The following is a 25,606-nucleotide window of genomic DNA, read 5'->3' as shown; positions in this document are numbered from 1 at the left end:
GTTATAGGGGCCTGTGTACAGCGCGGCAAGAAGCGCACGAAGGCCATTTTGATCTGGGCGGGTGAGGCGTAGAGTGCGCTTATGGAATCACTGGATTTTCACACAAGCCGTGCATTGCTGGAATGGCAGATGGAACTGGGGGCGGACGAGTGTATCGTTGATGCGCCCGTGGACAGATATGCCTTGCCGGACCGTTTGGCCAAACCCAAGGCAAAGCAGGAAGAGGCGAAACCACACCTTACCAAAGGCCCCGTCGCTTTGAGCGAGAGGGATGCAGTCGCCGAAGCGCGTGCTGCCGCGGAGGGGGCTGTGACGCTGGAGGACTTGAAGGCTGCGATGCAGGCGTTCGACCTGTGTGATCTCAAACGTGGTGCACGCAAAATGGTTTTCAGCGATGGGATTGCAGGCGCGCCTGTCATGATTATCGGCGAGGCACCGGGGCGTGAGGAAGACCGATCCGGCAAACCGTTTGTCGGCGCAGCGGGGCAACTGCTGGACCGTATGTTTGATGCCATCGGCATGGGGCGAAATAATCCGGCTGCACCGCTATATATCACCAATATTCTACCTTGGCGTCCGCCGCACAACCGCGACCCCAAGCCGGAAGAGATAGCGATGATGCAGCCATTCTTGATGCGCCACATTGCGCTGGCTGATCCAAAAGTTCTTGTGGTGATGGGGAATTGGGCCTGTCAGGCGCTGCTCGCGAAACGCGGCATTACACGGCTGCGCGGGCAGTGGACCACGGCTGTGGATAAACCTGCTCTGCCGATGTTTCACCCTGCCTACCTTTTGCGAAATCCGCCAGCAAAGCGAGAGGCTTGGGCCGACCTTTTAAGCCTCAGAAATGCTGTGGATAAATGATAGATCCCGTTGTCCTGATCGCTTTCCTGCCTGCGGCGCTTGCGCTGATCCTGACCCCGGGACCAGACATGATGCTGTGCCTTGCGCAAGGTCTGCGCTCGGATCGTACTGCGGCATGGGCGGCAAGCGCGGGGATCAGCACCGGCTCTATGGTGCACGTGACCATCGCGGGTCTGGGGCTGGGCGCAGTAGTGGCCGCTTTTCCATGGGCATTCGAGGTCATTCGCTGGATAGGTGTCTGCTACCTCGTCTATCTCGCGGTGCAAGCCATACGCCCTCAGCCGCCGCATGTGAAAGGCAAGGGGATGAACCCGTTGCGGGCCTTTCGCGCGGGACTATTTACAAATCTGAGCAATTTCAAAGTGATCTGGTTCGTACTTGCCTTCATCCCGCAATTCGTTGTGCCGTCTGCGGGGCCTGTGTTTGTGCAGTTCCTTGCATTTGGCATGATGATCGCGATTGGGGGTTTTTTCGTAAACGGCATGGTCGGCGCGTTCGCAGGCAGCCTTGGAGCCAAGCTGTTACGCTCTAGCAGAGTTTTGGGCTATGTGACGGGCAGTATATATGCCGCATTGGCCGCGCGGCTGGCTGTGATGGAGTGATTGATGAGCAGAATTGACGAAACCGAAACGTTTATCCCTGTGCGCATCGCAGTGCTGACCGTGTCCGATACCCGCAGCGCAGGCGAGGACCGCTCGGGCGATGTGCTCGTGGCGCGGTTGCAAGCGGCAGGTCACGTTCTGGCTGCGCGCGCAATTATCCGCGATGAACGCGTCGAGATTGCCGATCAATTACGCGCGTGGTGTGCAGACTCCGCTATTGATGTGGTAATCTCGACGGGTGGGACGGGCCTGACGGGGCGTGATGTCACCGTGGAGGCGCACCGCGATGTATATGAAAAAGAGATTGATGCCTTCGGGACCATCTTTACGATCGTTTCGATGCAAAAGATCGGCACAAGCGCCGTGCAATCACGGGCAACGGGGGGGGTGGCAAATGGCACTTACCTGTTCGCCCTGCCAGGCAGCCCGGGTGCATGCAAGGATGCATGGGATGAGATATTGCTCAAGCAGCTGGATTATCGCCATAAACCCTGCAATTTCGTCGAAATCCTGCCAAGGCTGGACGAGCATCAGCGGCGGAAATAGCCACCCGTCACAATTTTTGCCGTAAATGTGACGGAAAGATCGGGTAGCTGCGTATATACTAGGCTTGGAAGCGCCGCATGCCGCGCTATTTTCAAGTGTAACACAAAGGCAAAGACGCAATGCGTTTCTTACGACAAAGCATGATTGGTCTGTTTCTGGCGTCGGTGACGCTGGGCCTGTTGGTCTGGGCAGTGCAAATGGTTGGCGGGGCTGTGCAAACCCGCATGGCCGACAGCCCCGCTGGTCCGCCCGCGCGGGAACGTGTTTTTGCGGTAAATGTTCTAACTGCCCAGGCGGACACCCATTCTCCCGTATTAACCAGCTTTGGTGAAGTCGCGAGCCGCCGGACACTAGAGCTGCGTGCGCCCGAAACAGGGCGCGTCATAGCTCTTGCTGAGGGATTTGAAAACGGCGGCACGGTACGCAAGGGCGATGTTCTGGTGCGTCTTGATCCCGCGGACGCACAGTCTGCCGCGTCCAGCAGTGAAAGCGATCTGGCCGATGCAAAAGCAGAGCAGCGCGATGCCGCGCGTGGCCTTGATCTTGCCCGAGATGAACTGTCGGCGGCGGAAGAGCAGGCTGCATTGCGGGTGCGCGCCGCCCAGCGTCAGGTCGATCTGGCAGCGCGCGGTGTCGGCACTACCGCTGCATCCGAGACTGCCGAGCTTGCGGCCTCTGCTGCGCGTCAAGCTGTGCTGGCGCGTCGTCAGGCGCTCGCTCAGGCCGAGGCCCGCGTGGACCAAGCGGCGACGCGTACTGCACGTGTCGAGATTGCATTGGCAGAGGCACAGCGGCGTTTGGATGAAACCGTTCTGCGCGCCCCGTTTACCGGCACGTTAAGCGGTACGAATGTTGTCGAAGGTCGCCTTGCCACTGCAAACGAGCGTTTGGCAGATCTAATTGATCCAGAAGATCTGGAAGTGTCGTTTCGCCTGTCCACCGCGCAATATGCGCGTTTGCTGGATGCTCAGGGCGCGATTATCAAAGCCGAGGTGCGCGTTCTGCTTGATGTAACAGGCGTTGATCTGGTGGCGCGTGGCCGCATCACCCGTACCGCTGCGGCGGCTGGTGAAGGGCTGACTGGGCGGCTTGTATTTGCTGCACTTGAAACCTCGGCGGGGTTTAAGCCAGGGGATTTTGTGACCGTAGAAGTGCAAGAGCCGCCGATCGAGAATGTAGTCCTTTTGCCTGCATCGGCGGTCGATGCATCGGGCAACGTGCTGGTTCTGGGTGCTGAAGACCGTCTTGAGGCAGCTACTGTGCAGGTCCTGCGCCGTCAGGGTGATGACGTTCTGGTGCGCGGGGATATCGTGGGTCGCGAAGTAGTCGAGGCAAGATCGCCTTTGCTGGGGGTTGGTATATCGGTCAAGCCACTGCGCAAAGACACTAAACCCCCCGAAACACCTGCGATGCTGGAATTGACCGAAGAGCGCCGCGCAAAACTGGTGGCCTTTGTTGAGGGAAACAAGCGGATGCCAAAGGATGCCAAAGCACGTGTTCTAGCCAAATTGGCCGAGCCTCAGGTCCCCGCCCGTATGGTTGAGCGGATCGAGAGCCGGATGGGGGGCTAGACCATGGCGCGGCCAATCTCCAAAACTGCAGGTGGTATCCTGTCCTATTTTACGCGGCACAAGACCGTCGCGAACCTGCTTTTGGTACTGATGTTGGTCGCAGGGATCAGTGCCGCCCCGAACATGCGCGCCCAGTTCTTTCCCGACGTGATTGTCGACAGTGTGACGGTCAATACCGTCTGGCAAGGCGCGGGTGCAGAAGATGTGGACGAGGCGATCAGTCAGGTGCTGGAAACCGCGCTGCTGTCGTTGGAAGGCGTCGAAAGCTCGACCAGTACGGCAAGAGAGGGGAGTAGTTCGATCTGGCTTGAGTTTGAGCCAGGTTGGGACATGGCGCGTGCCACCGCAGATGTGCAAACCGCAATAGATGCAATCACCAGTCTTCCGTCGGAGGCAGAGGACCCGAATGTGCGCCGTGGCGCATGGCGTGATCGTGTGACCGATGTCGTGATCACAGGGCCGGTTGCGCCTGAGCAGTTGGGTCGTTTTGCAGATGAATTTGTGACGCGCCTCTTTGCGGCAGGGGTGACGCGCACAACAATCCAAGGTGTCGCATCGCCGCAAACACTGGTTGAGGTGCCCTCGTCGAAACTTATCGCCTATGATGTCAGCATGGCCGAGATCGCAGCGGCCATTGCCGAGGAAGTGGATGCCGATCCCGCGGGCGATGTAACGGGGGCAAACGCACGCGTGCGTACAGGCACAGCGAAACGCACGCCGCAGGAAATTGCAGCGATTACACTGCGCTCTAATCCTGATGGGTCCAAATTGCTGATTGGCGATGTGGCGGTTGTGCGTGCGCAAGGTATTGACCGCGAGCGCAGCTATTTTGTCGGCAATGACCCCGCGATGTCCGTGCGGGTTGACCGCTCGGACCGTGGTGACGCTATCGCCATCCAAGAGCAGGTTGAAAAGGTGGCAGAGCAGTTGCAAGCAAGCCTGCCTGCGTCGGTCTCGGTTGAGCTGATACGCACCCGCTCTGCTGCTATTTCCGGTCGATTGGACCTGCTTATCGATAATGGGCTTATGGGCCTCGGGCTTGTTGTCTCGCTGCTCTTTTTGTTTTTGAACGCACGCACGGCCTTCTGGGTGGCGGCGGGTATTCCGGTGGCGATGGGGGCGGCTATTGCTTTCATGTATCTGGGTGGTTTGACGATCAACATGATCTCGCTGTTCGGGCTGATCATCACATTGGGCATTGTCGTTGATGATGCTATTGTGGTGGGCGAACATGCGGACCATCGCTATCGCCTTGGCGGGATGAGTGCGGCAGAAGCGGCCGAGGGTGCTGCACAGCGTATGGCGATGCCTGTTTTTGCAGCCACGCTGACGACGGTTATCGCGTTCTTTGGCCTTGTAGCCGTGGGCGGGCGGTTTGGCGATTTGATCCGCGATATTCCATTTACAGTGATCGCTGTGCTGATTGCCTCGCTGATCGAGTGCTTCCTGATCCTGCCCCATCATATGAACCACGCGCTTGCAGGTGTCGAGAAACGCTCGAAATTCTCGGTTGCCAAGCTGGTTGTAGGCGGAATCGTGAGTGCGCTTGTCCTGAGCGTGTTTCTTTGCGCTGTCATTTTTGGCGGCAGCTACCTCATGCTGCAGATCACGGGGGCGGATACCACTTTTTCCTATGAGGGGTATCTGGCCTACGCCGGCGTTGTGCCCTTTGTGATTGCGGCACTTTTGCTAGGGGTTGTGGTTTCGCAGAGGGGTGGCGTACGGGGGGCTGTCCAGACCATCGGACAACACGGTATTGATACACCTTCCTATGTGGTCAACACAGGGTTTGTCTGGGTGCGCGAACGCCTTTTTCGACCCTTCATGGCGGGGGTGATAAAGGCACGTTATGTCGTGCTGGCAGGCGTTATGGTGGTGCTGGCCAGTCAGGTTTCCTTATTTATCAAGGGTGATGTCCAATGGCGTTTCTTCAATGCGCCCGAGCGTGGATCGGTCACCGGTAACTTCATTATGGCCGAAGGGGCTACCCGCGCTGACACGCTGGAGATGATGCGCGAGATGCAGCGCGCTACCGATGCAGTCGCCGCGCGACTTGAGACCGAGCACGGTGTTAACCCGCTTGATTACGTCATGGCGCAGATCGGTGGCAACGGCGGGCGTGGTATGGCGGGGGCTGACAACAAAGATGCCGATCTGCTGGGCGGCATCGCGATTGAGCTGATCGACGCCGATCTGCGGCCCTATTCCAGCTTTGCGTTTGTAGCTGAGTTGCAAGACGAGGTTGTGAACCACCCGCTTGCCGAAGCTGTCAGCTTTCGCGGTTGGCGGTCTGGACCCGGTGGCGATGCGCTGGATGTTCAGTTTTATGGCGCACAAACACAAACGCTAAAAGACGCCTCGGAGGCTTTGAAAACCGCGCTTTTGCAATACCCCGAAGTCAGTGCCGTCGAGGACAATCTGGCCTATGACAAGGAGGAATTGATCCTTGATCTGACACCACAAGGTTTGTCGCTGGGATTTACCATTGACCAGTTGGGCCGCGTGTTGCGCAACCGTTTGGGCGGGATCGAGGCGGCGACCTATCCCGATGGTCCCCGTTCGGCCGCGATACGGGTGGAGCTGCCAGAGGGTGAATTGACGGCTGACTTCCTTGACCGGACCCAGCTGCGCACGCCTGCGGGCAACTATGTGGCGCTGGGCGATATTGTGAGCGTTCAGCAGCGCACAGGTTTTAGCACCGTGCGGCGCGAAAACGGGATCAGGCTGATATCGGTGACGGGGGATATCTCGGAGGATGATGCAAACCGCGCAACCGAAATCAACACAGCGTTGGTCGAAGATATCCTGCCGCGTATCGCGTCGGAATATCAGGTAGAATACCGCGTTGCTGGGCTGAGCGAGCAGGAAGACCAGTTTCTGAACGATGCGATGACGGGGCTTATTCTCTGCCTTACAGGGATTTTTCTGGTGCTGGCATGGGTGTTTGGCAGCTGGACGCGGCCCTTGGTTGTGATGGCGATCATTCCGTTCGGGCTGGTTGGGACGATCTATGGTCACAACGCATGGGATGTGCCGCTGAGCATGTTCACGGTCGTGGGATTGCTGGGCATGACCGGCATTATCATCAACGATTCCATTGTGCTGGTCACAACCATTGACGAATACGCGCAAGATCGCGGGTTGATCCCATCCATCATCGACGGCGCGGCTGACCGTTTGCGCCCTGTGATGCTAACCACGCTGACAACGGTGCTGGGCATGGCACCCTTGCTGTTTGAGCGGAGCCAGCAGGCGCAGTTTCTCAAACCAACGGTCATTACGCTGGTCTATGGTTTGGCGTTCGGGATGTTCCTTGTGTTGCTGGTGGTGCCTGCACTTGTGGCAGCCCAGCATGATATTTCGCGCCAGATCATCGCAATGCGCCGTGGCCTGCGCGCACCTGCGCGTGGGTTGCAAGTTGGGCTGGCACTGCTTTGGGCGCTTGTTCTGGGTTGGGGGGCTGCGACTTTGGGGTATGCTGCCGTCACGGGGGGCTTGCTGGCGCAGATATCGGATGCTTTGCCGGCTGTCGCAGATATGTCGGCGATGCTGGCAGGGTTTTTGCTGTTTGTCGCGGGGGCAGCGGTGATTGCGCTACTGGGGTATATCTTGGGGGCGTTCGCGATGCTGATGCGGGGCCGCAGGACCCAGCGCGGCTAAAGACACGTCGCCGCTGCCTTAGCTCGGCGTGCAGCCTTTGATGTCCACTGCATGGGAAGCGCCCAGCACGGTAAAGCGCATGGCGGAACGATCTAGCGCCAGCGCGCCTTTGCGGTTTGGGATCATTTCGGCTTTTGCGGTTAGTGTGCTGCCGCTGCGGGTCGCTGTGGCCTCTGAAACCCAGACATCCGCACGACCAGCTTCTATCACTACAAATTCCGTTCCGCCCGCGTGTGGCACGGTTATGTGTGCCGTGATGTTCAAGCCGTCTTCCGATGGGCTGATCGCACACACCACGCCGCCTGCGCCTGCTTCACTCGCGGTATAAGGCCGCTCGGCAAGTGCTGCTGCGATCGCTGGTACGGGTGTATTGCCTGATGGTGCTATCGTGCCCGTGACCTTTAATGTCTGCGGCACGCAAATATCTTTGCAGACCCCGATTTCAAGCGCGAGCTTTATATGCACGGGTTTGCCGGACCGCTTTGCCGCAATAGACAGTGGCAATGTCACCCGATTTGCGTAGCCGACCGACCGCATACCGTTCTGCCCAAATACTTTTGGTGTTGGCCAGCTGACTGCTACTCCTACCAGATTGCGTGAACCATTCCAGTTGAACGCGGGGGGTATCCCTGCGTCGCCCGGCGCGCGCCAGTAGGTTTTCCACCCGTCCTCCAACGTGATCTGGACCGCACTTACGATTGTTCCATCCGCCTGCTGCCACCCTTCAATCAGGGTGGCGGTGGCAGGAGCGCCCACGGGATCCGCCGCAAAGGCCGCGGTGGAGGTAATGGCAAAAAGCGCTGCTGCGCAAAGGGATGATCTTTTCATCCGTCATATGTGGCTGTGCGCGCACCATTTGCCAAGTCACAACTCGGTCAGCCATGTTTCGCTGATCGTGCTTGCAGCCGCTGGTTGCGCTGGGCAAACTGCGCAGGACAAGCGCGGCAGAGGGGCAGACATGGATATTTCAGGGCAGCTATTGATCGCCATGCCTGGCATGGGCGATCCGCGGTTTGCGCGCTCGGTAATCTTTATGTGCGCCCATTCTGATGAAGGTGCGATGGGGCTGATGCTTAACAAACGCGCGGGCGATATGACCCTGCGGGAAGTGTTTTCGCGTTTGGATATTGCAGGTGCCAAGGATGCGGGGCGAACGCCCGTACATATCGGCGGCCCTGTCGAGACCGAGCGGGGGTTTGTGTTGCATGGCGACAAACGGCGGCTGGCACCTGATGCGTTGGCCATTGACGGGCAGTATGTTTTGACAGCAACGCAAGATATTCTGAAAGACATCGGAAACGGCAAAGGGCCGCTGCCGTTCTTTTTTGCGCTGGGATATGCAGGGTGGTCGGCAGGGCAGCTAGAAGGTGAGATCGCCCAGAACGGTTGGCTCACTGCGCCTGCGACGCCTGATCTGGTATTTGCAACATCGCATGACGCACTTTGGGATGCTGCGCTGCGCAGCATCGGGATTGATCCGGTCACATTGTCCGCGACTGCAGGACGCGCCTAACCGCGTGGCGCTGCGGCGCGGGCCAATCGGTCATTGATTGCGCGGCCCAATCCCATTTGTGGGATCGGTGCGACAGCTATAGCGCCACCCAATGCGTCAAGACGGTGGAAATATTCGAACAGATTTGCTGCGGCTTCGGCCAGATCGCCGTCAGGTGACAGGTTTAGCACACCATCGACAGCGCCAAAGCCCAGCATATGCTCTCCCTTATGCGGGGTCTGCGCGTTCAGTCGCACATTGCCGCGCGGTGCATAGTGCGAGGCCAACTGACCGGGGGCGGTGATATTGCTGCCTTGCGGCGCAGCGGGTGCTTGGCCCAGCAGATCGGTGATCTGCTCACAGGTGATACCACCTTCGCGCAACAGTACGGGCGTCGACCCGTCAAATCCGATAATCGTACTTTCTACGCCGACAGTGCACGGTCCATCGTCAAGTACAGCCGCTATGCGCCCTGACAAACCCTCTAATACGTGACCCGCCGTTGTCGGGCTGATCTGTCCCGACGGATTGGCCGATGGCGCAGCAACAGGTCCGCCGAATGCAGTTAGCAGGCGATGGGAAGTTGGATGGGCAGGCACCCGTAGAGCCACCGTAGGTAGGCCTGCAGTGACCAGCGAGGACAACCCGTGGTCTGGCAAAAGGGGTAATACAAGGGTCAACGGGCCAGGCCAGAAGGCGCGCGCCAAGGCCTGTGCGGGTGCGTTCCAGACGACATACTTCTTTGCGTCGTCTGGTGCTGCCAGATGCACAATCAAAGGGTTAAAAGAAGGGCGTCCTTTAGCGGTATAAATCGCAGCGACTGCCGTACCATTGCGCGCATCAGCTCCAAGGCCATAGACAGTCTCCGTAGGAAGCGCGACCAGAGCGCCGTCCTTCAACAGCTGTGCTGCACGGTCCAATCCGGTGTCTGTTGCATGCAGGTGGAGCGTCTGCTGGGGCATGGCTTGATCCTGTTGCTATGACGCCGCGTTTTGGTTGCGCTAGCATGTGTGCCTCTTCATGCTGGTAGTGTATGGCGTGGGGTGGCAGGTTTAGTCTGTTTGGTCCTTGGGGCCGCACATTGTTTGAGGATCACTACTATGACGTATCGCGCGCCTGTTGAAGACTACAATTTTCTGTTCGACCATGTGGTCGGGCTTGAGGCGCTACGCCAAACAGAGAAATTCAGTGATGCAACGGCAGATGTGACGCGCGCAATTCTTACCGAAGCGGGCAAAATGTGCGAAGAGGTTCTCGCTCCACTCCAACGCTCGGGTGATCGCAACCCTGCCTATCTGGAAAACGGTGTAGTGCGCACATCGCCAGGTTTTCGTGAAGGTCTGAAAGCGATTGGTGAGGGGGGCTGGGTCGGCATGTCGGCTGATCCCGAATACGGCGGAATGGGGCTGCCGATGGCACTGACCGCCGCCGTGGGCGAAATGATGAGCGGCGCGTGCCTGTCGCTGCAGCTTGCGCCGATGTTGACGCAAGGCCAGATTGAGGCGCTGGAACATCACGCAAGTGACACGCTCAAAGAGATATACCTGCCAAAGCTCATCAGCGGTGAATGGACAGGCACGATGAACCTGACAGAGCCGCAGGCAGGTTCCGACGTTGGCGCGCTGAGTACCAAAGCTGTCGATCAGGGCGACGGGACCTATGCTGTCACGGGGCAAAAGATTTATATTTCATGGGGGGATCACGATCTGGGCGGCAATGTCTGCCATCTGGTGCTGGCGCGCTTGCCCGATGCCCCCGCGGGTGTGCGCGGAATCAGCCTGTTTATGGTGCCGAAACTGCTGCCTGATGCGCAGGGCAATCCCGGTGCGCGTAATGGCGTCAGTGTGGTCAGCCTAGAGCATAAGATGGGGCTGCATGGCTCACCTACCTGCGTAATGCAGTATGACAATGCCACCGGTTGGCTGGTGGGCGAGCTGAACGGCGGCATGGCTGCGATGTTCACAATGATGAACAATGCGCGGCTTGGGGTCGGCGGGCAGGGGATCGGGGTGGCGGATGCTTCGTATCAGCACGCGCTGGCCTATGCCACGGACCGCAAGCAGGGCAAAACCTCGGCTCCGGCTGAAAAGGATTCGATTCTCGGCCATGCAGATGTGCGGCGGATGCTCACGATGATGAAGGCCGATGTATTTGCTGCCCGTGCGATTGCTGTTTGCAATGCTGTGGCGATTGATATGGCGCAGGCTACGGGTGATACTGCATGGAAGGCCCGTGCCGCGTTGTTGACGCCGATCACCAAAGCCTTCGGGACGGATACGGGCATTGCTGTTGCCGATATGGGCCTTCAGGTGCATGGCGGTATGGGGTTTGTCGAGGAAACAGGTGCTGCGCAATTCTGCCGCGATGTTCGGGTGACGGCGATTTACGAAGGCACCAACGGTATTCAGGCTATGGATCTTGTCGCACGCAAAATGATGGACGGGGGCGAAGCGGCAATGGCCTTGCTCGACGAGATCGAGGATGACGTGGAACAGGCGCGGCAAGTCTTTCCGCGCCTTGCCGAAGATGTCTGGCAGTCATGCGAAAGCATGCGCGAGGCGACAGAATGGCTTGTTTCACAGACGGACCTGCAAGAGCGGTTTGCTGGGGCTGTGCCGTATTTGCACGCCTTTGCACGTGTTTTGGGGGCACATTTGCACCTCAAGGCTGCGCTGGCAGACCAGGGCGGTGCGCGTGAAAAACTGGCAAGGTTTTACATCCAGCGCATGTTGCCCGAATACGCGGCCTTGTTGGCTCATGCGCAAGCGGGGGCGGAAGATCTATACGCCCTTACGGCGGAAGAGTTGGCAATCTGATGTCGCAACACGTCAAAACACCGCAAGGTCTGCGCTATCCATGGGAGACACCGCCAAGCGGCGCCGAGGCCATAGAGGTGGCCGAAGGTGTGCTTTGGATGCGTCTGCCCCTGCCGATGAAGCTGGACCATGTGAATGTGTATGCTTTGGATGAGGGCGACAGTTGGACCATTATCGACACAGGGTTCGCGTCTAAGAAAACCAAGGCCATCTGGCAAGAAATTATGGAAGGCCCACTGGGAGGCAAGCCTGTATCGCGTGTTGTAGTCACGCACCATCATCCCGACCATATCGGGCTTGCGGGCTGGTTCCAGAGCGAGCATGGGGCCGATTTGGTAACAACCCGTACCGCATGGTTGACTGCGCGGATGCTGACGCTGGACGTGCAGGATGTGCCGAACACCGAAAGCCTTGCTTTCTACCGATCAGCTGGGATGGCCGCCGAGATTTACACCAAACGTAGCACGGACCGTCCGTTCAACTTTGCCGATATCGTAGCTCCGCTGCCATTGGGCTATACCCGCATCAAGCAGGATGACACGATCACCATGGGGGGGCGGCGTTGGCAGATCCATATGGGCAACGGCCACGCCCCCGAACATGCGACGTTCTGGAGCCTGGATGACAATCTGGTGATTGCCGGCGACCAAATCCTTCCCTCCATCAGTCCCAATGTGGGCGTATACGCGACCGAGCCTATGGCCGATCCCATCGGTGAGTGGCTTGAGGCCTGTGAGCGGTTGGCCCAACTGGGGCGTGCGGATCACCTTGTATTAGGGGGCCACAAGCTGCCATTCACGGGGTTGCCCACGCGAATGCGACAGCTGATCGACAATCATCATGGCGCGCTAAAACGACTGCTTGCCTATATCGACACGCCCAAAACCGCAGGCGAGGTTTTCCCCCCCTTGTTCAAAAGAGCGATAGGTGAGGGGGAATATGGCCTCGCACTGGTTGAAGCCTTTGCGCATTTAAGTCACCTTCACCAAGAAGGTCAGGCCATTCGCACCCAGCGCGAAGATGGCGCATGGCTATACCAGCGTAAGGGGTGATCCATGGGTGAAAAGATAGAAACCGCAGCCGAAGCGGCCGAGGCCAACGCATTGCCGCGTGTGCATGAGGTTCACAATGATCCGGCGGCCAAAAATGCCAAGGACCAGCCCGTGCCAAAAGGTGTGTCGGGAAAACCCGTAGCACAGAAGTCACCTGCACAATGGGCTTATGAACGCACTGTTTTGTACCTCAAGAAATTTGAGGAAGGACTGGACGAGAACCATGAAATCGCCATGGGTTTTGCGGGAACGGACGCAGGTGTGCTCAAGATCGAAGGCATGGGCTATTTTGACCCCGATGTTGTGACTTTCTACGGCGCCGATCCTGCGGGGGGCAAGATGCAGCTTGTACAACATGTGAGCCAGCTGAGCGTTGTCTTCCGCGCGGTGCCCAAAGCCGTAGAGTCCGAGACACCCAACCGCATCGGCTTCAAGCTGCTTGCTGATTTGGAGCAAGGCGAGGCCTGAAGCATACGCGGCATCTTAGACACATTCGCCAAATCTGGCGTGACAGGGCAGACGAAATGCCGTAACCCCTGCGCAAACGACCAGCCAAAGAAGACGAAAGGGACTTTCCAATGGCCGAACATGAACATGGTACAATGAACTCCGACAGCCAGCAGAAAACCTTTGACGGTTTTGTCACCTTTGTGACACGTGCCGTTATCGTGATTATCGGTATCCTTGTCTTTATGGCGATTTTCGCGCGCTGAACTGACTGAGACTGAGACTGTGAATATGAAAACTTTTCTGGCGCTAAGCCTGTCTGCCGTGCTGCTTGCTGGATGTGCGGAAGCGGTAAAAGAATCATCTTCACAGGCGATAGACGCAGCTGCGTTTGCGCATACTGGCCAGCCAAAGCTGACGTTGATTACCATGATCAACAACCGTACTGGCGCGGGCGGGCATACCGCATTGCTGGTTCAGGGCAAACAATCGGTCATGTTTGATCCCGCAGGCTCGTTCGAGCATGAGCGGATCCCCGAGCGCGGTGATGTTCTGTATGGCATGTCACCGAAATGGATCCAGATTTACAAATCTGCCCATGCACGCACGAATTTCCATGTCGTTAGCCAAGAATTTACCGTGACACCTGCGCAGGCCGCGCGGGCGATGCAGCTTGTTGAGGCGAGCGGCCCTGTTTCAGGCGCCTTCTGTGCCAGCGCCACTTCGGGTATTCTGCGCCAGATACCCGGATTTCAATCGATCAAGCAGGGTTTCTATCCCGTTAAGTTGATGGAGCAGGCAGCCAAGCTGCCCGGTGTCAAAACCACCCGCTACTATGAGGATGACGAGGGCAACGTCACGGACGGGATCGTCGCCTCAGCCGAGTAGATAGAGCAATCCGTAGAGTGTGATTGCGCCGCTTAACATCGCCATAATGACATTTCGCGTGTAAAGCCCCACCGCAAACGCGACGGAGGCCGCCGCCGCGCGGGGAATATCGAACACACCATCCGTAGCGACAGGCCAGACAACCTGTGGCGCCACCAAAGCAGGCAGTATTGCCACCGCTGTGTAACGCAGATGCCGTATCAGCCAGTCGGGCATGGCGCGATCACCGACCAGTCCGGTGAAGACAAAGCGCAGGCCAAAGCTGCCTAACCCCAGCAGGATGATTACAGTCCAGAGTGTGCCCGTCTCGATGTTCATTTCGCTGCCCCCCTACGCTCTGCCCACAACTCGGTTTGTGCACCTGCCATCATGCCAGCTATCCCTGCGATGATCAGGCCCAGTGAATAAGGGACGCCAGCCGCCAGCAACGCGACCACCACTGCCACCAATGCGGCAACGATATGGGCAGCCGTGCGGAACATTGGCGCGATCATCGCCAGAAAGGCGATGGGAATGGCAAAATCCAAAGCCCAGCTATCGGGGATGCGTGTGCCAAGCAGCGCACCGATGAGGGTAAAGGCATACCACAACGGTACAATTGGTGTGACCGCCCCTAGAAAATAGGCCACACGTTCGGGTACGGTCATGTCCGGTTCTCTTTCGAACTTTGACACGGCCACGACATAGGATTGATCCACCGTCATATAGGCACACAGCGCGCGCTGCCACAGGGGCGCTGCCCCGATGTAGGGCGTCAGCGATGCAGAATACATCGCCATGCGCAGGTTCACCGCTAGCGCCGAGATCAGCACGATGGCCGTCGGCACGTTTTCTTGCAGTAATTGCAGTGCAGTGAACTGCGCGGCCCCCGCAATGACAACAATAGAAAAGGCCATCGTCTCGACCACATTCAGGCCCGCCTCGGTTGCCAATACGCCAAAAAGGCTGGCGAAGGGGATAATGATCAAAATGAACGGGGCCGAGTCTATCACACCTTGGCTGTAGGGGGATTTGCGGGTGGAACTGCTCATGCGATAGCCCTAGGTTGCTGTAACCTGCGTAGCGTTTTGCCGAAGGAGGCGCAATTGGCTGAACTTGAAGATTTGTCCGACTACCTGATTGCGCCTGACCCCGCCGCGCGGCGCTTGACGCGGGCCGTGACAGGCACTGATCATTTGGGCGAGAGCCAACAAATCAACGTGGTCGAGGAACGGCCTTTGACCATCTACCTCAACGGGCAGGAAATCGTGACCGCCATGACGATCGGCGATTACCCTGATTATCTTGCGCTGGGTTTTTTGCGTAATCAGGGCATGTTACGCAGCAATGATGAAATCACGCGCGTCGACTACGACGAAGAACTTGAAACAGTTGTGGTCCGTACCGCACGCAAGACCGACTACGAGGATAAGATGCGCCGCAAGACCCGCACCAGCGGATGTGCTGTGGGCACCGTCTTTGGCGATATGATGGAGGGGCTGGAGGGCGTTGTGCTGCCGCAGACCCAAGTGCGCACCTCATGGCTTTATGCGCTGTCGGCCAAGATCAACCGCACACCCAGCCTGTATTTGGAGGCGGGGGCAATACACGGCACGGTTCTGTGCCACGCGGACCGCCCGCTGGTCTATATGGAGGATGTGGGCCGTCACAACGCCGTTGATAAGATCGCGGGCTGGATGATGGCCGAAGGGATCAGCGCGGAGGACAAAATCCTCTATACAACGGGCCGTCTAACTTCCGAGATGGTGATCAAAACGGCGATGATGGGTATTCCTGTGCTTGCCTCGCGCTCGGGCTTCACGGCTTGGGGCGTGGAGATTGCACAACAGGTGGGGCTGACGCTGATCGGGCGTATGAAGGGGCGGCGCTTTATGTGTCTGTCGGGCGAAGCACGGCTGCTGCGCGATGCCGATCCCGCCGCAATCGCGGACGAGCCAAAGCGCAGCGGTCGAAAGGCTGCATCTTGAGCGTGCCGCGATGGGATTTGTCGGTCGCCCCAACCGCGGCTGAGAATTATGACGCCATGATCACTGCGGGTCGGCATGTGATCAAGGGACGGGGCCGTTTGTTGATGATGCTACAGTCCCTTTTCGTCGGATGCTTTGCACCAATCGGGGCCTGCCTGTTCTTTTGGGCTATTGCCAGTGGTGTAAGTGGCATCGAGTTCTCGGAACTTCCTATTGCTACAATTCCCGTGACAGTGATCGTTTTTGCCATTTTGGCGATCTGGCTTCTGCGGCAGGGGCATATGATCACTGCGCGGGCCACTGCTGCCTCGCGGTTCGGGCGGGCCTATAATCTGCTGATCTCGCAGGACGGCGTAACGCTTACGACCGATCACAGCCGCTGGCACTCGGGCTGGCATGATGTTGAGGTTGTGAGGGCTGGCAAAAAGACCCTGACAATCGGGATATCGGGCATCGCGATCCCCGTGCCGCGCCACGCATTTCTGGGGCCACAGGATGCCGACGAGGCGCTGCGGGTCATGCAAGGCTGGCAGGGGGCCACAAGATGACGCAATACGAGGTACGCTTCCAGCTGCCGCCAGCCATGCTGGAAGCTGCCATGCGCTCGTTCGGTGCGCCAGACACACAAGAAAAGCCGAAACGCAAAAACCCTGTTTTCGGCCTGCTCCTTTGGGTGGCTTTGTTTATTGCTACCTTTCTGCTTTTCAACCTAGAGATCATCGTGATCAGTTCCGACCTTTTCGACCTTTTCGACCTTACGGTGGTGCTTTTCACGGTGCTCGGGTTTTGTGCGGGGTTTCTGGTGGTGGACAGGATTTATAAAGGTCAGATGCGGACGATTGTTAAAACTGCGCAGGACGCGGCAGCGCGGCAGGGACCTGTTCACATGGTTTTGCGCCCCGAACAGGTCACGGTCTCATCCAGGCTGAGCGAGACGACAATGGACTGGCGCTCTGTCGATAGAATTGTGCGCTTGCCGGATGCAACGGTATTGCAGCTTGGCGGCGGTGTAACCGCGGTGCCAGATAGCGCGCTGCCGGAGGGTGTGACGCCCGAGCAGTTTCACAACGATGTGACCAAATGGCTGGAGGCCGCACAATGAAGCAACCTTTGGGTGTTATCCTTGCAGGGGGGCAGGCCACGCGCATGGGCGGTGGCGACAAAGGGCTGCGCGTATTGGGCGGCCAGACCTTGCTGGCGCGTGTACATGCGCGCCTGGCACCGCAAGTGGCGGATGTCGCATTGAACGCAAACGGGGATGCTGGGCGGTTCGCGGACGTCGGACTGCCCGTAGTTTCTGATAGCATAGATGGCTTTGCAGGACCGCTGGCCGGTGTGCTGGCTGGCCTTGATTGGGCTGCGGAACAGGGGGCGGATACAATCGTCACGGCAGCGGCGGATACGCCGTTCTTTCCCTGTGATCTGGTCCCGCAACTGCAGCTGGCCTCCGAAGGGATGATCCATCCGCTTGTCCTTGCTGCCACCCCTGATCCCAAGCGCGGCACAGCGCGCCATCCTACCTTTGGTCTCTGGCCTGTCGCCTTGCGCGATGATTTGCGGGCTGCATTAAACGGTGGTCTGCGCAAGGTTGTTCTGTGGACCGCAGAGCATGGTGGCCGCGAGGCAGTGTTCCCAGAGGAGGAGGCGTTTTTCAACGTGAACACACCTGATGATCTGGCCCGAGCCGAGGCGATGTTATGAAAGTCTATGGCGTTGTCGGCTGGAAGAATGCGGGCAAGACGGGCCTGATGGAGCGGTTGGTAACGGATATCACCCAACGCGGCTATTCTGTCTCGACGGTCAAACATGCCCATCACAGCTTTGATGTGGATCACGCAGGCAAAGACAGCTATCGCCACCGTGTGGCGGGGGCCACGCAGGTCTTGTTGGCCTCGCGCAATCGCATCGCCTTGATGCATGAACTGCGCAATGCGCCCGAGCCGCCGTTGGAGGCGCTGCTGGCGCAGCTTGCGCCCGTAGATCTCGTACTGATCGAAGGATACAAGCGTGATGCGCACCCCAAGGTTGAGGCGCACCGTGCTGTCACAGGTAATCCGCTGATTGCGGTGGACGATCCGACAATTCGCGCCGTGGCCAGTGATATTGCGCTTGAACTCGACCGGCCGGTTTTCGATCTGGATGATACTGCCGCTATTGGTGATTTCATTCTGGCCGAGGTCGGTTTGTGAAAGGGTTTGACACTGTCCTTGTGGCCGATTGGTCCGCTGGAAAACGCGCAGGCCCCACGCCGCGCAAAGATGCCATATGGCTGGGTGTGACCCGCAGCGGGGTCAGCCAACCGCCACGCTATTGCCGCTCGCGCCAGGAAGCCGAAGCACTAATCGCCGAAATTATCACGCATGAGCAAGCCGCGGGTCGCCGCTTGCTCTGCGCATTTGATTTCCCGTTTGGCTATCCTGCGGGGTTCGGGCGGCGTGTCACGGGCTCGGATGATCCATTTGCGCTATGGGACTGGTTTGAGGCTCGGATAACCGATGCGCCCGACGGCTCGAACAACCGATATGACGTGGCCGAAGAACTAAACCGCCTGTTCGTAGGCGTGGGACCATTCTGGGGCAAACCACACAAGGACAGATGGCCCGACATCCCCTACCGCAAGGAGGGGATCATCTATGATGAAGTGGCCGAAAAACGCGAATGTGATAGCATCGCCAAGGCGTCCTCATCTTGTTTTCAGCTGGCATTTCCACCGACAGTTGGCGGCCAGATGATGATGGGGCTGCCGACGCTCAACCGCTTGCGGCGGATCGGGGGCGTGGGGGTATGGCCCTTCGAGCGCACAGAAAACACTGGGGTTGTCCTCGCTGAAATATGGCCTGGTGTGATCGAAGATGCGGTCAAAGCTACGCTTAAATCCCATGAAACGAAGGCGATCCGCGATAGTGTTCAGGTCCGGTTGTTGGCTGACGCGATCGCGCGCATGCCCGCAGAGGAGCTGGCAGCGCATATGCGCGATGTCCCGGATGCAGCGGCGCAAGAGGCGTGGATCTTGGGCGCTGGCTTGTCTGATAAGCTCAACGCACTGGCGGGCGCGCCCCCGCCCCTGCGCAACGATTGTTTTGCATTGCCCCAAGGCGTTGTCTGGACACCCGTTGAGGATGCCTTGGCACTGCTGCGCGACAGGTTAGAGTGTGTGACACCTGTCCAGACCGTGCCATTAGGCGATGCAATCGGGCGGATCGCTGCCAAAGATATCTATGCACAGCGCGCCAATCCACCGCTGCCAAATACGGCAGTGGATGGGTATGGCTTTGCCGGAGCGCGCGACGAGGGCGTGCATCGGTTGCCTTTGGTGCAAGGGCGCGCAGCAGCGGGGGATGCGCCTGTGAACGTGCCGCAGGGCCATGCCATCCGTGTGCTGACGGGGGCTGCGCTGCCCGAAGGTGTGGATACTGTGATCTTGCAAGAAGACGTCACAGTGAATGGTGAATCCATCGCCTTCCACGGTCCGCTGAAACTGGGGGCCAACTGCCGCCAAGCGGGAGAGGACGTGCAGGAAGGCGACGAGATTTTGCCTGCGGGTCGGGTGATCACGGCTGCAGATCTGGCACTTCTTTCTGCAACGGGTGTGTCGCGTGTTTGTGTGCGTATGCCGTTGCGGGTGGGTGTTCTGTCCACGGGGGACGAGTTGGTTGAGGCTGGTGAGCCAGCCCGTGCAGGCCAGATCTACGACGCGAACCGCCCGATGCTGTTGGCTCTTTTGGCGCAAATGGGGTTTCAGACGGTTGATCTGGGCCGCGCGCCCGATGATCGTGACGCGCTGCGGGCAATGATGGACCATGCCGCGACACAGGTAGATGCCATCCTGACCAGTGGCGGGGCGTCTGCTGGCGACGAAGATCACGTCTCGGCCCTGTTGGAAGAGACAGGCAGCATGACGCTGTGGCGGATTGCCATCAAACCGGGCCGTCCGCTTGCGTTGGGTTTGTGGGGCGGTGTGCCTGTTTTCGGTCTGCCGGGTAATCCTGTGGCCGCGATGGTCTGTACCTTGGTATTTGCGCGGCCTGCGCTGGATGTGCTTGGTGGCGCGGCATGGGCGCAGCCGCAGGGCTTTGACGTCCCCGCCGCCTTTGCCAAGCGAAAAAAGGCAGGACGCCGTGAATATTTGCGTGCACGCATGCGCAGTGGTCAGGTTGAGGTCTTTTCGTCAGAAGGGTCGGGACGCATTAGCGGGTTAAGCTGGGCAGAAGGACTGGTCGAGCTAACTGAAGAGGCGCAGGAAATTAAAGTTGGGGATATGGTACGTTTTATCCCGTGGGCAAGTTTTGGAATTTAGGAGAGATATGATGTGGAAGGCCGGATTGGTACTGCTGATAACAGCAACAGGCGCGCAGGCGGCGGAATGCACGGGCGCTTCGTTGCAGTTCATTGAGAGCGCACCGCGCGACCGCTTTGAAATTTCGGTTGGCGGCGAGCCTCTGCGCGCGGTGAGCATTGACTTGCGCGGCTCTGCGGGCCGGTTGATTTTTGACACGGCAAGTGGTGGCACAGGTGTCGAAGTATTCCAGCCGTTGCGTGACGAGGGCGGTACAGTGGCAGGTAATGTGGCCGATGGCGCCGAAGTTATCAAAGTCGGGCTGCGCAGCGCAAAAGCGGGAGGGCGTGCTGCGTTCTCGATTGATGTTGATGACAGGCTTGCTGCGTCCGATCTGGGGCAAATACGTGTGACGGGCGGTGAGATGGCAGGCGCCGTTGCAACGTTTGAAACCGTGAATGGTCAAGTATTTACGGCAGTCTTTGATGCCAAAAACCGCGCTGTTGCCTGTCCCTAAGGCTCCTTCGCAGGTGCGTTTTAGTCGAACGTACCTGCGACACGGCCCAACAGCATAAACGCACGCGCAGTACGTGTGTCGGCCATGGCTGAAATCTCGCTGTCGGTGGCGACCTTTTCGAAATCCGCGAACAGCTTGTCAAAGCGGCGCAGGAAGTGGTGGGCCGCATCGCGGAAGATGGGGTCTTGCTTCATACGCCCCGCCGTCAGAGCCAATGAGGATCGGTCGCGGATGCCACCCAAGGCTGCGACGGGGCGGCCCCGCGCCCCTTGACCGAACATGCGCCAGATTTCCGGCCGCGCGCGGTCTGGGCGCAGATCATCCATGTAAATGCCGTCTTGGCTCAGCAGGGTAAGAATATCCTGTGCCGCCTGAATGAGCTGTGCAGCGTTGCGATCTTTCATGGCGCGGCGCAGCGCGGCAAAGCCCGCTTCGTCTTCGGCGGTCTCGGGGAAATTAAGTGCGCGGATCAGGTCATCGCCCTCTACTGGGGGGGCGGTGTCGACACTCTGGGTGCCGAGCGCCAGTGTCGGCTGATCCTCTGCGGGGGGGGGCTCAACAGGTTGGGCTGAGCGAGGCGCCTCTTCGCGGCGGGTCGAAAATGTTGCGAGCGCTGTTTCGGTTTTGCGCGTTGCAGCTGCAATTTCATCCAGCTTGCGGCTGACGGATGGCTCGGACGTAAGTCGCCCGCCTTGCTGCTGCGCAATATAGGCGTGGCGGATTGCATCAATAGCAGCCTGCAAACGCTGGCTTTCCTCGCGCATGACGCGGCTGGCGCGGGCTGCCGTGGCAGCAACCCAGATCATCGCGACAGGCATAAATACGGCCAGCATAGTCATCAGGAAGCGCAAGCCACCCTGACCCTCGACAGCGGGAGCCTGATCCATGAAGACAAAAAAGATCAAACATCCCAGCAGCCAAACAGCGGACAGTGCAATTGCCACAATCTCGATGCTGGTGATCCCGTCAGGGCGCGCTTTGTCATAAATGCCCAGCGGTGTAGGTCGCGCGCTCGCAGGTTTTGCTGCACCAGTGGCGCGGGCACCAGCGGAGGGGGCGCGCACTGTTTCAGGTGGGGTGGCGTCAGACATGATATCTGCTCCGCTCTGGGGTCGCGATGCTGCTGTTGCGCTCAGGCGTAAACGATTTTGAGAACTTCATAGGATTTCTGGCCCCCCGGTGTGCGGACTTCGACACTATCGCCCTCGTCCTTGCCAATCAACGCACGCGCAATCGGCGATTTGATGTTCAGCAAGCCCTGCTCGATATTGGCCTCGTATTCGCCAACAATCTGGTAGGTCTTTTCCTCGTCGGTGTCCTCATCCACTAACGTGACACGCGCCCCGAATTTGATCGTGCCCGACAGCTTTGCCGGATCAATGACCTCGGCCAGCGAAATAACACCTTCCAACTCTTTCACGCGCCCTTCGATAAAGGACTGTTTTTCCTTGGCCGAGTGATACTCTGCGTTCTCGGATAGATCGCCATGCTCGCGGGCTTCGGCAATGGCTTTGATGATGGCAGGACGTTCCACTGTCTTGAGATGCTTCAATTCAGTCTCAAGGGCGGTGTGACCGCTACGGGTCATCGGGATTTTTTCCATGCGCGTCTGTCCGTCATACTAAGGCGCGCCCCGAAGGAGGTTCGGGGCGCGCGTTTGCGTTTAACTTAACTGACCCAACTTGACCGCCAAATGCAAGCGGATAAGGCGCGCGGGCGGGCGCGGTTTCGCCGAAGCACGCGGTGTTAGTCGTATTGAACTACCTCGTACTCGATCCCGTCGGCATCATAGAAATAGAACCTGCGTCCTGGCTCGTAGTCATGGTGCGTGCCCATCTTGAAGCCATGCGCGCGTACTTTGGCCTCAACAGCGTCCAGATTGTCGACAACCACTGCGATATGGTTCAATCCGCCAGTGCAGGAATATGTATCGGGTTTTGGCGCAAGCGCCTCTTTCGGTTTATAGAGCGCCAGATATTGCTCCTTTGTGCCCACATGGATCGAGTGGCCGTCAGTGAGGGACGCGCCCTGCCATCTGATGTGCCAACCAAATATTTCCTCCATCCATGCCGCTGTGGCGGCGGTATCCGAGACTGTGTAATTTGCGTGTTCCAATAGCGCTTTCATGGTGGGGTTTTCCTTTTTAAATGACGTGACCCCTCTTACCGTAATTGCTAAACCTAACTTTAGGTCAAGGAACAAATTGGAGAATTTATGGGTGTGTCTGACGGGCTCTCAATCGGCGCATTGGCGCAGCGAACCGGCCTCGCTGTTTCTGCTATCAGATATTACGAGGCGCAGGGGCTGATTAAGCCGTGGCGCAATGCGGGCGGGCAGCGGCGGTTTGCACGCGCGGACCTTAGACGCCTCAGCTTTGTGATGATCGCTCAGCAATTCGGCTTTACCTTGCCGCAGATCCGCGCGCAGCTCGACCAGCTGCCAAACGGGCGTACACCGACCAAGGCTGACTGGGCCGCGATAAGTGCGGGGTTCCGTGAGAGCCTAGATGCCCGCATCGCTACCCTGACCAAGCTGCGGGACAATCTGGATGGATGCATCGGCTGCGGTTGTCTCAGCCTTGAGGCCTGTGCGCTATACAACCCTCACGATGCCGCAGCAGCGCGGGGGCAGGGGCCACGTTATTTGATGGGGGACACACCATCGCAGACTTCTCGTTAGCGCTCACTGGGCAAAGTTTACGCAAAAAGCCCCGCCTGCGACCATTTTAACGCTTCGTCGTGATTGCAATGACGGGTGCCAGCCGCTACCTCGGATAAAACCGTTTTTAGGGATTGGGAGCGCCTGATATGTCTGAGATTGAACGCGAAGCGATGGAATATGACGTTGTGATTGTCGGAGCGGGTCCTGCGGGCCTGTCGGCGGCGATCCGTCTGAAGCAGCTTGATGCTGACTGTAGCGTCGTCGTCTTGGAAAAAGGCTCCGAAGTGGGCGCGCATATCCTGTCTGGTGCAGTGCTCGATCCTTGCGGTCTGGACGCCCTTATGCCCGATTGGAAGGAAAAAGGTGCGCCGCTGAACGTGCCTGTGATCGAAGACAACTTTTATGCTCTGGGTGAAGCAGGCGAAGTGCGCATCCCCAACTTCCCCATGCCACCGCTGATGAACAATCACGGCAACTATATCGTCTCCATGGGCAACGTATGCCGTTGGATGGCCGAACAAGCCGAGGAAATGGGCGTTGAAATCTTCCCTGGTATGGCGTGTTCCGAGATCGTCTATGGTGACAACGGCGAGGTCAAAGGTGTGGTTGCCGGCGAGATGGGCCTTGGTGCCGATGGCAAACCTGGCCCCAGCTATGAGCCCGGAATGGAGCTGCACGGCAAATACGTGTTCCTCTCCGAAGGCGTGCGCGGCAGCTTGTCCAAGCAGGTGATCGCGAAATACGATCTGGCAAAAGGCAAAGAGCCACAGAAATACGGCCTCGGCATGAAAGAAATCTGGGAGATTGACCCCGCCAAGCACAAAGAGGGTTCGGTCACGCATACGATGGGCTGGCCGCTGGGCAAAAAGGCGGGCGGAGGATCGTTCATCTACCACCTTGAGAACAATCAGGTCTATGTAGGCTTTGTGGTGCACCTTGGCTACAAAAACCCGCATGTCTTTCCGTACATGGAATTCCAGCAGTTCAAGCATCACCCGATGGTTGCCGAGTTGCTCAAAGGCGGAAAGCGCGTGGCCTATGGCGCGCGCGCGATCACCGAGGGTGGATACCAGTCCATGCCCAAAATGGTAGCCCCCGGTGTGGCGCTGCTGGGCTGTTCCGTCGGCATGGTCAACGTGCCGCGGATCAAGGGCAACCACAACGCGATGCTGTCCGGCAAAGCCGCAGCAGAAGCAGCCTACGCAGCAATCACGGCAGGCCGTTCCGGAGACGAGCTGCCTGATTACGAAAAAGATGTGCGCGAAGGCGAGATCGGCAAAGACTTGTGGAAGGTGCGCAACGTCAAGCCGCTGTGGTCCAAATTCGGGCTCTCCGCGTCTCTGGCGATTGGCGGCTTTGACATGTGGTGCAATACGCTGTTCAACTTCTCTATCCTCGGCACAATGCACCACGGAAAATCCGATGCCGACGCGACAGAGGAAGCGTCGAGGCATCAAGAGGTCGCCTATCCAAAGCCCGACGGCAAACTCAGCTTTGACAGGCTTACCAATGTGGCGTTCTCCTTTACGAACCATGAGGAAAGCCAGCCTGCGCACCTGACTTTGAAAGACGACACAGTGCCGGTCGGTGTGAACCTTGCGAAATACGCAGGCCCCTCAGCGCGGTATTGCCCTGCCGGTGTTTACGAATTCGTTGAAGAAGCTGGCAAGGACACGCGCTTTGTCATCAACTTCCAGAACTGCGTGCACTGCAAAACATGTGACATCAAGGACCCTAGCCAGAACATCGTCTGGACGACACCTCAGGGCGGAGATGGGCCGAACTATCCCAACATGTAATCGTGTCACACCGCGATGAAATCATACAAATGCTGTCCGAGGAAATCGGGCAGCATTTTATCGTTGAGCCAGATGAAGATTTGTTTGGTAAGCTGTATCTTTCGGGCGATGATGTGAATGAATTTCTCGAGGCCTATGCCTTGCGGTTCAACGTCGATATGAGTGCATTTTTATGGTATTTCCACTATAACGCGGATGAGCCACCGCAAGGCCGCCGTGTTTTGCCCGTGCTGTCAGATGGCCGCGTGGCGGACTACATGCCGATCAGCCTCGATCATCTTGTTGATGCCGCGCAGGCGGGGCGGTTGGCCTACGCCTATCCTGAACATAGCCTGCGCCTGAACCGCTTTTACTGGATCACGCCGCTTGTGATTGTTTGCAGCCTCATGGTTCTTTTGATGGCATGGGTTATTTTTTGATCCGAATGCTTCACAGCCCTGTGTGTGCG

General features: G+C 58.2%; 28 protein-coding genes. 21 read left to right on the top strand and 7 right to left on the bottom strand.

From position 1 onward, the window contains the following. Positions 1–81: 81 nt before the first annotated feature. The 5 genes from Q0903_RS03020 (at position 82) to Q0903_RS03000 (ending at position 7,243) form a co-directional block, all read left to right on the top strand. Complete coding sequence (locus tag Q0903_RS03020; RefSeq protein WP_299412733.1) at positions 82–864, top strand: uracil-DNA glycosylase; 783 nt, start codon at positions 82–84, stop codon at positions 862–864. Continuing rightward, on the top strand, positions 861–1,466 hold the full coding sequence (locus tag Q0903_RS03015) for a LysE family translocator (RefSeq protein ID WP_299412730.1): 606 nt from the start codon (positions 861–863) through the stop codon (positions 1,464–1,466). Before Q0903_RS03020 ends, Q0903_RS03015 begins: the two co-directional genes overlap by 4 nt. A 3-nt stretch (positions 1,467–1,469) precedes the next feature. After that, the gene (gene moaB / locus Q0903_RS03010; protein WP_299024997.1) at positions 1,470–2,012 is read left to right on the top strand and encodes a molybdenum cofactor biosynthesis protein B; all 543 of its coding nucleotides are present in this window, start codon (positions 1,470–1,472) and stop codon (positions 2,010–2,012) included. Positions 2,013–2,131: 119 nt separating this feature from the next. Next, complete coding sequence (locus Q0903_RS03005; RefSeq protein ID WP_299412727.1) at positions 2,132–3,583, top strand: HlyD family efflux transporter periplasmic adaptor subunit; 1,452 nt, start codon at positions 2,132–2,134, stop codon at positions 3,581–3,583. Between the two features lie 3 nt (positions 3,584–3,586). Then, complete coding sequence (locus Q0903_RS03000) at positions 3,587–7,243, top strand: efflux RND transporter permease subunit (protein WP_299412724.1); 3,657 nt, start codon at positions 3,587–3,589, stop codon at positions 7,241–7,243. A gap of 18 nt (positions 7,244–7,261) precedes the next feature. Here the strand turns inward: Q0903_RS03000 and Q0903_RS02995 are convergent, their stop codons facing one another. After that, complete coding sequence (locus tag Q0903_RS02995) at positions 7,262–8,071, bottom strand: protein-disulfide reductase DsbD domain-containing protein (RefSeq protein WP_299412721.1); 810 nt, start codon at positions 8,069–8,071, stop codon at positions 7,262–7,264. A gap of 130 nt (positions 8,072–8,201) precedes the next feature. On the opposite strand from Q0903_RS02995, the gene Q0903_RS02990 reads away from it, so the two are divergent. Continuing rightward, on the top strand, positions 8,202–8,756 hold the full coding sequence (locus Q0903_RS02990) for a YqgE/AlgH family protein (protein ID WP_299024989.1): 555 nt from the start codon (positions 8,202–8,204) through the stop codon (positions 8,754–8,756). Here the strand turns inward: Q0903_RS02990 and Q0903_RS02985 are convergent. After that, entirely contained in the window at positions 8,753–9,697 is a 945-nt protein-coding gene (locus Q0903_RS02985) for an L-threonylcarbamoyladenylate synthase (RefSeq protein WP_299412718.1), read from the bottom strand. The two genes, Q0903_RS02990 and Q0903_RS02985, sit on opposite strands and share 4 nt — an antisense overlap. Before the next feature lie 138 nt (positions 9,698–9,835). Between Q0903_RS02985 and Q0903_RS02980 the strand changes: the two genes are divergently transcribed. The 5 genes from Q0903_RS02980 (at position 9,836) to Q0903_RS02960 (ending at position 13,938) form a co-directional block, all read left to right on the top strand. Next, on the top strand, positions 9,836–11,551 hold the full coding sequence (locus Q0903_RS02980; protein ID WP_299024985.1) for an acyl-CoA dehydrogenase: 1,716 nt from the start codon (positions 9,836–9,838) through the stop codon (positions 11,549–11,551). Continuing rightward, positions 11,551–12,603 (top strand): MBL fold metallo-hydrolase, encoded by a 1,053-nt coding sequence (locus tag Q0903_RS02975; RefSeq protein WP_299024983.1) that lies wholly within the window; start codon positions 11,551–11,553, stop codon positions 12,601–12,603. The genes Q0903_RS02980 and Q0903_RS02975 overlap by 1 nt, the downstream gene beginning before the upstream one ends. A 3-nt stretch (positions 12,604–12,606) precedes the next feature. Next, positions 12,607–13,071, top strand: coding sequence for a DUF6173 family protein (locus Q0903_RS02970; RefSeq protein ID WP_299024981.1), 465 nt, complete (start codon positions 12,607–12,609; stop codon positions 13,069–13,071). Positions 13,072–13,181: 110 nt separating this feature from the next. Further along, on the top strand, positions 13,182–13,316 hold the full coding sequence (locus Q0903_RS02965) for an aa3-type cytochrome c oxidase subunit IV (protein WP_299024979.1): 135 nt from the start codon (positions 13,182–13,184) through the stop codon (positions 13,314–13,316). A 25-nt stretch (positions 13,317–13,341) separates the two neighbouring features. Continuing rightward, positions 13,342–13,938: a hypothetical protein gene (locus tag Q0903_RS02960; RefSeq protein WP_299024977.1), complete on the top strand. Its 597-nt coding sequence runs from the start codon at positions 13,342–13,344 to the stop codon at positions 13,936–13,938. Here the strand turns inward: Q0903_RS02960 and Q0903_RS02955 are convergent. Together Q0903_RS02955 and Q0903_RS02950 are read right to left on the bottom strand one after the other, a co-directional pair. Further along, the gene (locus Q0903_RS02955; RefSeq protein WP_299024975.1) at positions 13,927–14,256 is read right to left on the bottom strand and encodes an AzlD domain-containing protein; all 330 of its coding nucleotides are present in this window, start codon (positions 14,254–14,256) and stop codon (positions 13,927–13,929) included. The two genes, Q0903_RS02960 and Q0903_RS02955, sit on opposite strands and share 12 nt — an antisense overlap. Beyond that, positions 14,253–14,969, bottom strand: a complete 717-nt coding sequence (locus tag Q0903_RS02950) for an AzlC family ABC transporter permease (RefSeq protein WP_299412714.1) — start codon at positions 14,967–14,969, stop codon at positions 14,253–14,255. The genes Q0903_RS02955 and Q0903_RS02950 overlap by 4 nt, the downstream gene beginning before the upstream one ends. Before the next feature lie 54 nt (positions 14,970–15,023). On the opposite strand from Q0903_RS02950, the gene fdhD reads away from it, so the two are divergent. From fdhD to Q0903_RS02915, 7 genes are read left to right on the top strand one after another with little or no spacing between them, the layout of a single operon-like run. Then, positions 15,024–15,905 (top strand): formate dehydrogenase accessory sulfurtransferase FdhD, encoded by an 882-nt coding sequence (gene fdhD / locus Q0903_RS02945; protein ID WP_299412711.1) that lies wholly within the window; start codon positions 15,024–15,026, stop codon positions 15,903–15,905. Next, positions 15,902–16,453, top strand: coding sequence for a hypothetical protein (locus Q0903_RS02940; protein ID WP_299024969.1), 552 nt, complete (start codon positions 15,902–15,904; stop codon positions 16,451–16,453). Before fdhD ends, Q0903_RS02940 begins: the two co-directional genes overlap by 4 nt. Beyond that, positions 16,450–17,007, top strand: coding sequence for a hypothetical protein (locus Q0903_RS02935; protein ID WP_299412708.1), 558 nt, complete (start codon positions 16,450–16,452; stop codon positions 17,005–17,007). Before Q0903_RS02940 ends, Q0903_RS02935 begins: the two co-directional genes overlap by 4 nt. Further along, on the top strand, positions 17,004–17,606 hold the full coding sequence (gene mobA / locus Q0903_RS02930; protein ID WP_299412706.1) for a molybdenum cofactor guanylyltransferase MobA: 603 nt from the start codon (positions 17,004–17,006) through the stop codon (positions 17,604–17,606). Before Q0903_RS02935 ends, mobA begins: the two co-directional genes overlap by 4 nt. Beyond that, positions 17,603–18,094 carry a molybdopterin-guanine dinucleotide biosynthesis protein B gene (mobB, locus tag Q0903_RS02925; RefSeq protein WP_299412704.1) on the top strand — a complete coding sequence of 164 codons (492 nt, stop codon included), beginning with the start codon at positions 17,603–17,605 and terminating at the stop codon, positions 18,092–18,094. The genes mobA and mobB overlap by 4 nt, the downstream gene beginning before the upstream one ends. Then, the gene (glp, locus tag Q0903_RS02920) at positions 18,091–20,202 is read left to right on the top strand and encodes a gephyrin-like molybdotransferase Glp (protein WP_299412702.1); all 2,112 of its coding nucleotides are present in this window, start codon (positions 18,091–18,093) and stop codon (positions 20,200–20,202) included. Before mobB ends, glp begins: the two co-directional genes overlap by 4 nt. Before the next feature lie 7 nt (positions 20,203–20,209). Next, positions 20,210–20,698: an aggregation factor core gene (locus tag Q0903_RS02915; protein ID WP_299412699.1), complete on the top strand. Its 489-nt coding sequence runs from the start codon at positions 20,210–20,212 to the stop codon at positions 20,696–20,698. 20 nt (positions 20,699–20,718) lie between these two features. Here the strand turns inward: Q0903_RS02915 and Q0903_RS02910 are convergent, their stop codons facing one another. From Q0903_RS02910 to Q0903_RS02900, 3 genes are all read right to left on the bottom strand, one after another. Further along, entirely contained in the window at positions 20,719–21,789 is a 1,071-nt protein-coding gene (locus tag Q0903_RS02910) for a hypothetical protein (protein WP_299412697.1), read from the bottom strand. Positions 21,790–21,830: 41 nt separating this feature from the next. Beyond that, positions 21,831–22,301, bottom strand: a complete 471-nt coding sequence (greA, locus tag Q0903_RS02905) for a transcription elongation factor GreA (protein ID WP_299024956.1) — start codon at positions 22,299–22,301, stop codon at positions 21,831–21,833. Between the two features lie 143 nt (positions 22,302–22,444). Beyond that, the gene (locus Q0903_RS02900) at positions 22,445–22,825 is read right to left on the bottom strand and encodes a VOC family protein (RefSeq protein WP_299024954.1); all 381 of its coding nucleotides are present in this window, start codon (positions 22,823–22,825) and stop codon (positions 22,445–22,447) included. A gap of 87 nt (positions 22,826–22,912) precedes the next feature. Here Q0903_RS02900 and soxR point away from each other — a divergent pair, with 87 nt between their 5' ends. The 3 genes from soxR to Q0903_RS02885 all read left to right on the top strand — a co-directional run bounded on the left by soxR (position 22,913) and on the right by Q0903_RS02885 (position 25,577). Next, positions 22,913–23,377: a redox-sensitive transcriptional activator SoxR gene (gene soxR / locus Q0903_RS02895; RefSeq protein ID WP_299412694.1), complete on the top strand. Its 465-nt coding sequence runs from the start codon at positions 22,913–22,915 to the stop codon at positions 23,375–23,377. 128 nt (positions 23,378–23,505) lie between these two features. Beyond that, positions 23,506–25,158, top strand: a complete 1,653-nt coding sequence (locus tag Q0903_RS02890) for an electron transfer flavoprotein-ubiquinone oxidoreductase (protein ID WP_299412692.1) — start codon at positions 23,506–23,508, stop codon at positions 25,156–25,158. A gap of 2 nt (positions 25,159–25,160) precedes the next feature. Further along, positions 25,161–25,577 carry a DUF1493 family protein gene (locus tag Q0903_RS02885; protein ID WP_299412689.1) on the top strand — a complete coding sequence of 139 codons (417 nt, stop codon included), beginning with the start codon at positions 25,161–25,163 and terminating at the stop codon, positions 25,575–25,577. Positions 25,578–25,606: the final 29 nt, after the last annotated feature.

Source organism: uncultured Sulfitobacter sp. (genome assembly GCF_947502895.1).
Classification (GTDB): domain Bacteria; phylum Pseudomonadota; class Alphaproteobacteria; order Rhodobacterales; family Rhodobacteraceae; genus Sulfitobacter.
The sequence above is the reverse complement of the archived record's forward strand: the minus strand, read 5'-3'. Positions and strand labels throughout refer to the sequence as shown.